This is a genomic window from Trichocoleus sp. FACHB-46 (assembly GCF_014695385.1).
Taxonomy (GTDB): domain Bacteria; phylum Cyanobacteriota; class Cyanobacteriia; order FACHB-46; family FACHB-46; genus Trichocoleus.
Genome location: NZ_JACJOD010000036.1, coordinates 1 through 7,154, shown reverse-complemented (window position 1 = coordinate 7,154; position 7,154 = coordinate 1). Strand labels below are relative to the sequence as shown.

Sequence of the window (7,154 nt, the reverse complement as noted above, 5' to 3'; positions counted from 1 at the left end):
TGAGATCTGCTTCACTCTCTTGTATCTCTAGTTTGTAAACCCCAGTCATACTCTACGATTAAACTCACTTCAAGTTTTATAGCATCTGTCGTTTGCTTTTGAAGAATTGGTATTAAAACCACCAGGCTGGCTTGCAGTTTCATGTCTAAGATTTCTGCTGCGGTCAGTAAGCCGTCATCGTTGCCAGAGGGAGCCAGAGCGATCGCGCTGCCCAATCCCTGCACGTCATCCAGCAATCCATGAGTGGCGAGGTGAATGACCGATGCCTGTGGCATTTTTTGCACGATCGCGGCTTTGGTTCCTTGAGCACCGATGATGGCTTGAGTGTTGAGTATCGGGGCGATCGGTTTGGCTTCGTCTTCGGCTCCGGGGAGGGGCGACAAGGCTTGTTTCGGCTCTCCGGGTGACAGGGAGATCTGGGTCATGGTGGGATTGCCCAGCACGAGAGCGTTGCCGCGATGGTTGGCTGGTTGGCTAGCTAGCTTTTGCTGTTGTTGTCGGGTGAGTGCCAAGACTTGAATCGAGGGTGCGGTGCGGATGGTGTGTTTTTGAATTAGGTAAGTGCCATTGGCATCTTGCAGGGCAGGAAAAGGCACCTGGAAGAGGGAGCCTTGAGGAATGAAGATGACATAGGCGTTGGGGTCTTTGGGAAGCAGAGAGGCGATCGGATCAATCAACAGTTGATGCAGGGTGGGTAAGTCAAGTCGGTTGGACATTTGGTCAAGCCCGTGCTGCTGCGACTGCGGACAGCAAAGGATTCTTGCGTGCAAACGACTGGGTTGGTTAGGGAGACTTTGTGCTGTTGCCAAAGGGTTTTGAGGTCTACTTGACGGAAGGTAATTTCGCCTGTCGGTTGAATCACCCAGATGTAGAGCGCAGATTCACGCGGTTCGGTTTTTCCTTGAATTTCAAAGTCGTTGTAAATAATGGAGTACTGCACCAAAGTTGCATTCTGTACTTTCGCGATTTGGCGAATCTGCTCCTGGTTGGGAACAGCGGCGATCGCTGGATTGGCAGAACCAGGCGATAAGCGCAGGGTCAGGAGATCGACAAAGGCACGGGCACGTCCCCGCTCGGCAATTTCTAAGGCAGCAATCGGTTGATTTTGCGCCACCCGGACTTGTTGTAAGGTTCGATAGGTGCGAGCTTGTCCTTCAAAGATGGAGACTTTATTCGCATCGTTGGAACCGAGCAGTTGCCGCAGCGATTCCCAAACTTGAATCCCATCTGTAAGCATTTTTTCGGCTTCTGTGAGGTTGCCAGCCCTCAAGAACGCTACTCCGAGGTTGTTGAGTGCCAGCCCCACCCTCTCGCGGTCTTTAATATCGCGGGCAATAGCTAACTGTTGCTGAATATATTTGATCGCTTGGATCTCGTTGCCCGAATAGCCGTAAGCAAGTCCCAAATTGCCCAGTGCCACACCTTCCCCGGCGCGATCTCTAATTTCGCGAGCGATGGCTAAATATTGCTGTGTATACTCAATACCTTTGTTATAGTCGCCCATGTCAATGTAAGCGACTCCTAAACTGCCTAATGCCTCACTTTCTCCTTGGCGGTTCTCAATTTCACGGGCAATGGCTAACTGTTGCTGCATATACTTAATGGCTTTGTCATAGTCGCCCGGTTTAAGGTAAGCACTTCCCAAATTGCCCAGTGCTATACCCCCTACTTGGCGATCTTTAATTTCGTACGCGATCGCTAGACTTTGCTGCCCATACTCAATTGCTTTGACGTAGTTGCCCAGAGAGCGGTAAGCAGTTCCTAGATTGCCTAGTGCCACACCTTCTCCTCGGCGATAGTTAATTTCGCGGGCGATCGCTAGACTTTGCTGCCCATACTCAATCGCTTTAGCATAGTTGCCTAGATAGAGATAAGCACCTACCAAACCACCTAGCGTCACAGCTACCCCTTGGCAGTATTTAGTTTCACGCGTGATCGTTAAACTCTGCTGCCCGTACTCAATGGCTTTGGCATAGTTGCCTAGAGAGTGATGAGCATTTCCCAAGAGAACTAGTGCCTCACTTTCTCCCTGGCGGTATTGAGTTTGGCGGGTAATAGCTAAGTATTGCTGCCCGTACTCAATGGCTTTGTCATAGTTGCCTAGATAGTGGTAAGCGCCTCCTAAACCGCCTAGTGCCATACTTTCCCCATGGCGGTCTTTAATTTCGCGGACGGTCGCTAACTGTTGCTGTAAAGACTCAATCGCTTTGTTATAATCACCTCGAAAGAGGTAAGCGAGTCCCAAATTGTTCAGCGCCAGACCTTCACTTTGACGGTTTTTGATTTCGTGAGCAATCGCTAGACTCTGCTGCCCATGCTCAATCGCTTTAGCATAGTCGCCCAGAGCACGGTAAATGCCTCCTAAACTGCTCAGGGTCATGCTTTCCCGTTGGCGATTATTAAGGGCGCGATAAATTTGCAGTGCCTGTTGCCAGGAATTCAACGCTGCTTGAAATTGGCTGGTCTGATATTGTTGAAGCCCCTGATTGAACAGGCGATCGGCTTTACGGGCATCGATCGTCTGAGCGACAGCGGGTGGGGGGGCATGGAGAGGCAGGTGACAGGTAACAGGCAAAAAGCAAAAGGCGAGGGGCAGGAGGAAACGCGATCGCACCTTACGTTTGCTTAATTTGATCTGTTTGGGGGCAGGTTTCATGGGTTCTAAGGTTTGGGAGACGGGGTTTGCGAGGCTTGGCGCTGGCGTTCAATTGCTTCAATTTGTCTCAGGCGATCGCTCCATTCCTGCAACGGTTGAGCTTCCAAACGGACTTCTGAAGTGGCAAGAGAATCAAGCAAATCCAACACGGCTGACTGATTTTGAGCAGTCTCAGAGGCTTTGAATGCTACTGCGATCGCGTCATACCATAGCCCAGCCTCGGCATACAGATCGATCCGCTGTTGGGGGGATGGCGCGGCAGCCAGTTGATTCTGCAACGATGCATCAGGCTCGACCACTTGGATTTCTGCCGTCGCCACCACATTCCTCGAAGGAACCTGCGGATCACAAACTAACACCACCTGCCACTGATAAGCTTGTCCGATCGTCAGTGGGGCTAGATTTGCGGGCAAAGTAACCTGCATAATTCCCGACTGACTTTGCAGCTCGGTTCTGTAGAGCGGTTTTCCCGTGCGAGTAAACAGCCGGAATTGCAACGGATGGGGAGTACGATCGGGCACAAACCAGACGAACGTTGGACGCGAGGAACTCGTCTGCCCAATATGGCTAAACGGTACTAGGGGGGTTAATTTACCTTCCGCCTTGCGATCGCAATTATCCCCCCGAGTTGTATTGGTTCCTGTCTCTCTAGGTGCCGAAGGATTCTTGGGCGGACGGTATGCCCGAATCGTATTGGCTCCTGTCCCTCCGGGTGCCGAAGGACGCTTTGGCGGACGGTATTTTGCCAGCGCCATAGGCGCGATGCCAATCGATAGCGTGAGGATCAAACTAGCGATCAGTGCTTGCTGCTGGCGACGCTTGGATAAGTGAGGCATAGCGTAGTTACCCCGACGTATATCTTCTACAATAGGCAACCATTAACGGAACCAAAAGGAGATTACCTGTAAATCTCCCTTGCGGGAAAGCGCAATCGCGAGTTGTCAAGAGTCAGGAAACGAAAGATCCACGCGACACCTAAGTAGCAAATCATTAGGCATCGCATGACTACTTTTTTCGACAATGGTATTACTTGCGATGCCCTGGCTCTTGGGGATGATGAGCGATCTCGAAGAGATATCTGCTGAAGTAGATCGCATCCTTAGCTATAAGCAACTATTCCGAACCATGCTGGATGTCATACTTTGGCTTAGCCTTGTGCAGGATTTGGTTTCATCAGCGGAACGTTACGTCTTATTGCTTTCGCCGATAATGAGCGGTCATGAAGTGATACCGCTGCCCGTCATTTCCCAACATATGGGAAGTCAAGACTCGGTAATCGTCGCTCTTAAAATCGATCGCGTCTTTGTACTTTGTCATTTGTTGTCACCCATCATCGCTGGTCGAATGAGGATAGCGATCGCATTCGGGTTGGTTCACACTTCTATTCCTGAGCAAATTCAGCCTAACCAACTGCGCTGGGCTCCATGTACACCAGTTCCCAAATGTGACCATCTAAATCTTGAAATCCATGTGCATACATAAACCCGTGGTCTTGAGGTTCGTTGTAGGTTGTGCCACCTGCGGCGATCGCTTTGCGAACCATCTTGTCAACTTTCTCTCGGCTCTCTGTAGATAAGCACGTCAACACTTCGGTACTTTTTGTCGCATCACAAATCGCGTTTGGTGTAAACGTCTTGAACTTTTCATGAGTCAAGAGCATCACGAAGATAGTCTCGGAGACAATCATGCAGGTAGCCGTTTCATCGGTAAATTGGGGATTGAACTGGAAGCCGAGCTGAGTGAAAAACTCGATCGATTGCTGGAGATTTTTAACAGGTAGATTGACGAAGATTTGAGTACTCATGGTTTTTTCGGGTGTAATTTGTTGTAGTTGTATCCGTTGAAGGATGATTCAAGACTCAAGCTACTTGCTCACAGTTGACCATCCACGGTGTCCCGAACTGATCAATTACCATGCCAAAGCGAACAGACCAGAAGGTTTGAGCGATCGGCATCTTGATTTTGCCGTTTTCTGCCAGAGTGTGAAAAATCCGTTCGGCTTCGGCTGGTTCGGCAACGCTCATCTGCACATAGAAGCCTTGAGGAGGTTCAAAATATTCAGGTGGACTGTCAGATCCCATCAACAGGCGATCTCCTAGATCAAGGCAAGCGTGCATAATTTTGTCATGCCACTCCGGTGAAACATTTTCTGCCGAAGGTGCTTCCTTGTGGGTCATCATCATGGTGATTTTGCCACCAAGACATTGCTCATAGAACTTAAATGCTGCCTCACAGTTGCCGTTGAACATGAGATACGGATTGATTTTCATAGGTACTTCCTGGTCACAGCCAATGGATTTTTTATGGATTGAGGGTGAGACTTGCCTAAGCCGTGGTTGGATCAAATGGCACCGAAATATGTTCGTGTAAAATCTGCCAGTTGCCCTGATGCTTCTGATACACGGCAGTGGCGCGCATCCACATTTGCGTGGCGGGATGGTCCTGTTCCCCTTTAAAGCGAAACAACCAGTGAGCAGTTGCTAAGTTGTCATTCACAGTAACGGTGAGGTCGCGGGTTTCCATCTCGAAAGAATCTAGAAAATAAGGCAAACTGTCTTCCCACAACTGACGAACCGCTTCTTTGCCTTGGGTCTGGAATGGCGGTTTCACATCAAAGAGAATGATCTCATCGGCATAGCAGGACATGATTTGATCCACGTCTTTGGAGCAAATCGCATGCTGTTGCTCGACAATCAGTTGGCGAATCTGAGCTTCGGCTGTATGGGTCTGTTCTATTGCTGTTGTGGTATTAGAAAATGACTCTGTGAACTCAGCAGTGGCTTCTTGAACATCCTCAGGGAAATCTTCAAATTCCTGCACCTGACGGATTTCGATCGTCTCGTTGGCTGAGGCAGGACAGCGAGCAGCCCAGGCGATCGCTTCCTCTTTCGAGTTCACTTGAATCATCCAGTAACCACCCAGCACCTCTTTTACATCCGGGGAAACTCCTTCCGTCACTTGAGGATTTCCTTCACTGAATGTGACTCGCGCCCCCATTGAGGGTGGGTGAAGCCCTTCAAGGGTAATGAGTACACCAGCTTGTTGCAGGGCTTCGTTGTATTTCATCATGGCTTCAACCGCCTTAGCATCAGGCATCGCTCCTGGATCTGCGTTTTCGTAGCCTTGGGGAATCATGAGCAGCATGAATCGCATTGCCGTATCTCCTGGGTTTGAGGTTAGAAAGTTTAGTTGTTGAGATTTGGACTAACGATAAAATGAGTTCGTTAGGGTTACGGGGTATGATTAACTGCTTCCTGATTGATTGCCGATTGGCATTGAAATATGCTGATGCGTGACCAACCATCTGCCCTCCAGTTTGCAGAGGCAGAACGTTGCCCGGACCCAGTCCTCGAATGTCATGCCATTGGGTTGAATGCTACCGCACTGGATAAAGCAGTGCGCAAAGGCTACGTCCTGACCTGTCGTGATTTTGAGATCGTGAATCTCAAATAGACCTGGACTTTCAGTGGTGGGTTGCCACTCGTCCCAGCTTTGGCGATAGGCATCGGCTCCCTCATACTTCAGCGGCGGCAACACATCGAAGATCGTGACATCGGATGCATGGGAAATTAGAACTTCGTCATGGTTTCCCAAACGGGTTGCGTCTGCCCATTTTTCTAACAGTTCTCTGATTAGCGTTTCATTGGTCATTTCGGTGATGTCACTTGGCATAGAGCCTCCGAATTGGTGTCTCCTTTGGGATGGCTATTTGGTTGGCTACTCACAGGTAAAGCAGCCTCGCAATGAGAGTATGGTCACTGCTGCTTCGGCAAACCTGCGACTTCAAGCACCGGACGAATTTCAACAGTTCCGACTCGTGCTCCTGGAATCTGAGCCGCGATCGCGATCGCCTCATCGAGATCCTGAGCATCAATGAGGAAAAAACCACCCAATTGTTCGCGGGTTTCGGCAAACGGTCCATCCGTTATCAGTGATTTGCCGTCACGCACTTGGATGCTGGTTGCCGTGGCGACAGGGTGAAGTGGAGCGGTTGACAGATATTGTCCCTTGGCGTTAAGTTCTTGGGCGAGTTGAGCAGATTTCGCATAGCAATGCTCCCGCTCGGTTTCGCTCAGGGCGTTTTCATCCATGTAGATCAGCAGCATGTATTTCATTTGGTTGCCTCCTTTGTTGTTAAGTCGAACCGCGATCGCTCAAATCGACACTTCACCAAAAAATTTTCATTGAGTACGATCGAGCTTTGCCTCCTTTGTAAGCCAGTCGAACGGCGATCGCTCAAATCGACACCTCTTAAAACTTTAATTATTTAGTACAATTGTTCTTTGTTATCGTGTTCCTTTATAGGTCAGTCGAACAGCGGTCGCTCAAATCAACACCTTGCCAAAAATTTTGATGTCTTTTTATGTCAGATATAGCTTCAAACATACAGCAGTTATTGCTTGAGTAAGCCACAGTTTGATAGTCTAAGTGAGTCTTGCAAGATGAGACGATGACCACTCATGCCTGCCCCATTGTCTGTTGATTTACGGCAACGAAT

At 49.4% G+C, this 7,154-nt stretch carries 9 protein-coding genes; all 9 read right to left on the bottom strand.

The genetic code is table 11. The features are described from left to right. Nucleotides 1-11: 11 nt before the first annotated feature. Nucleotides 12-716, bottom strand: coding sequence for a CHAT domain-containing protein (locus tag H6F72_RS29760; protein WP_199299251.1), 705 nt, complete (start codon nucleotides 714-716; stop codon nucleotides 12-14). Further along, nucleotides 674-2,656, bottom strand: a complete 1,983-nt coding sequence (locus tag H6F72_RS22910) for a tetratricopeptide repeat protein (RefSeq protein ID WP_199299250.1) — start codon at nucleotides 2,654-2,656, stop codon at nucleotides 674-676. The genes H6F72_RS29760 and H6F72_RS22910 overlap by 43 nt, the downstream gene beginning before the upstream one ends. A gap of 5 nt (nucleotides 2,657-2,661) precedes the next feature. Next, nucleotides 2,662-3,492: a DUF928 domain-containing protein gene (locus tag H6F72_RS22905; protein ID WP_190441319.1), complete on the bottom strand. Its 831-nt coding sequence runs from the start codon at nucleotides 3,490-3,492 to the stop codon at nucleotides 2,662-2,664. Nucleotides 3,493-3,847: 355 nt separating this feature from the next. Then, nucleotides 3,848-3,973: a DUF1579 family protein gene (locus H6F72_RS22900; protein WP_190441316.1), complete on the bottom strand. Its 126-nt coding sequence runs from the start codon at nucleotides 3,971-3,973 to the stop codon at nucleotides 3,848-3,850. Nucleotides 3,974-4,058: 85 nt separating this feature from the next. Next, on the bottom strand, nucleotides 4,059-4,460 hold the full coding sequence (locus tag H6F72_RS22895) for a VOC family protein (RefSeq protein ID WP_190441313.1): 402 nt from the start codon (nucleotides 4,458-4,460) through the stop codon (nucleotides 4,059-4,061). A 55-nt stretch (nucleotides 4,461-4,515) separates the two neighbouring features. Then, on the bottom strand, nucleotides 4,516-4,926 hold the full coding sequence (locus H6F72_RS22890; protein ID WP_190441309.1) for a VOC family protein: 411 nt from the start codon (nucleotides 4,924-4,926) through the stop codon (nucleotides 4,516-4,518). A 55-nt stretch (nucleotides 4,927-4,981) separates the two neighbouring features. After that, entirely contained in the window at nucleotides 4,982-5,809 is an 828-nt protein-coding gene (locus H6F72_RS22885; RefSeq protein ID WP_190441306.1) for a YciI family protein, read from the bottom strand. A 90-nt stretch (nucleotides 5,810-5,899) separates the two neighbouring features. Continuing rightward, nucleotides 5,900-6,328, bottom strand: a complete 429-nt coding sequence (locus H6F72_RS22880; protein ID WP_199299249.1) for a nuclear transport factor 2 family protein — start codon at nucleotides 6,326-6,328, stop codon at nucleotides 5,900-5,902. Nucleotides 6,329-6,411: 83 nt separating this feature from the next. Then, the gene (locus H6F72_RS22875; RefSeq protein WP_190441303.1) at nucleotides 6,412-6,771 is read right to left on the bottom strand and encodes a YciI family protein; all 360 of its coding nucleotides are present in this window, start codon (nucleotides 6,769-6,771) and stop codon (nucleotides 6,412-6,414) included. Nucleotides 6,772-7,154: the final 383 nt, after the last annotated feature.

Excerpts from the sequence above, each read along its gene's own strand:
- H6F72_RS29760 (WP_199299251.1), bottom strand. The coding sequence starts at position 716 with ATGTCCAACCGACTTGACTTACCCACCCTGCATCAACTGTTGATTGAT.
- H6F72_RS22910 (WP_199299250.1), bottom strand. The coding sequence starts at position 2,656 with ATGAAACCTGCCCCCAAACAGATCAAATTAAGCAAACGTAAGGTGCGA.
- H6F72_RS22905 (WP_190441319.1), bottom strand. The coding sequence starts at position 3,492 with ATGCCTCACTTATCCAAGCGTCGCCAGCAGCAAGCACTGATCGCTAGT.
- H6F72_RS22900 (WP_190441316.1), bottom strand. The coding sequence starts at position 3,973 with ATGACAAAGTACAAAGACGCGATCGATTTTAAGAGCGACGATTACCGA.
- H6F72_RS22895 (WP_190441313.1), bottom strand. The coding sequence starts at position 4,460 with ATGAGTACTCAAATCTTCGTCAATCTACCTGTTAAAAATCTCCAGCAA.
- H6F72_RS22890 (WP_190441309.1), bottom strand. The coding sequence starts at position 4,926 with ATGAAAATCAATCCGTATCTCATGTTCAACGGCAACTGTGAGGCAGCA.
- H6F72_RS22885 (WP_190441306.1), bottom strand. The coding sequence starts at position 5,809 with ATGCGATTCATGCTGCTCATGATTCCCCAAGGCTACGAAAACGCAGAT.
- H6F72_RS22880 (WP_199299249.1), bottom strand. The coding sequence starts at position 6,328 with ATGCCAAGTGACATCACCGAAATGACCAATGAAACGCTAATCAGAGAA.
- H6F72_RS22875 (WP_190441303.1), bottom strand. The coding sequence starts at position 6,771 with ATGAAATACATGCTGCTGATCTACATGGATGAAAACGCCCTGAGCGAA.